The 1027-nt window shown below is 46.7% G+C and carries 1 protein-coding gene; it reads right to left on the reverse strand.

Annotation, left to right across the window (positions count from 1 at the left end; genetic code table 11):
• A partial coding sequence (locus AB4138_RS14320) for a cadherin-like domain-containing protein (protein WP_372306517.1) occupies positions 1 to 1027 on the reverse strand: 1027 nt, incomplete at both ends.

Genomic DNA, 1027 nt, shown 5'->3' on the forward strand with positions numbered 1-1027 from the left:
GTGAAACTGCCGTCATCGTTAGCTACAACCGTCGCATCACCACCAACTGTTAAGTCACTTGCGGTTAGATCTTCGCCTTCTACATCGGACGCTTGAGACAACAGCTGATCTTGGCTCAGTGTGATTGAACCATCTTCGTTAACGTTGTAAGCCAAATCACCAGACACTGGCGCATCATTGATTGGTAATACGTCAACATTGATGACGGTTTCCACTTCTGCACCATCTTCATCACGAATGGTGACATCAAGCTGAACTTGGCCATTAAAGTTCTCATTTGGAGCGAAGCTACAAGTGCCATCACCATTTACTGAGAAGATACCTTCAGGGCCATCGTAGCTAATACCAACAAGCTCAACATCCCCTTCTACATCTGAGGCATTAAGCAACACTTGAGACTCACTGAAGGTCAGTACTGAGTCTTCATCAATGGTGTAAGACGTTGGGCCTGCAACCGGCGGATCGTTCACTTCAAGAACATTGATACCCGCAGTCGTCGCGTTGGTCGCACCATCTTCATCAGCAACAACCACATCCAGTGCAATTTCACCGCTGAAGTTCTCATTTGGCGAGAAGGTGTAAGTGCCGTTACCATTGATTTCTAGGACACCGTCACTACCAGAGTAAGTTACGCTGTCTATCGATACATCACCTTCAATATCTGAAGATGTTGCCAATAGTTGTGCATCAGAAATGGTAATCGAATTATCTTCATTCACCGTGTAGGACGTTGAGCCCGCAACAGGCGGATCGTTCTCAGGAGTCACGCTAACATCAATGTTTGCAGACACGGTATCGGTACCGTCTGACACATCGAAGCTAAAGCTCACATCACCATTGAAGTTTTCGTTTGGAGCAAAGCTATATGATCCCTCACCCAAGTCAGTCAATACGCCATCAGTGCCTTCATAAGTGATGCCCTCAACCGTCAGGTTATCACCTTCAACGTCTGTCGCGCCTGTAAGCAGATCCGCGTCTGTGAACTGTAAAGTACCGTCTTCTGCAATACTGAACTGTTGATCTTGAG

This window comes from Vibrio sp. 10N.286.52.C3, from assembly GCF_041468865.1.
GTDB lineage: Bacteria > Pseudomonadota > Gammaproteobacteria > Enterobacterales > Vibrionaceae > Vibrio > Vibrio crassostreae_C.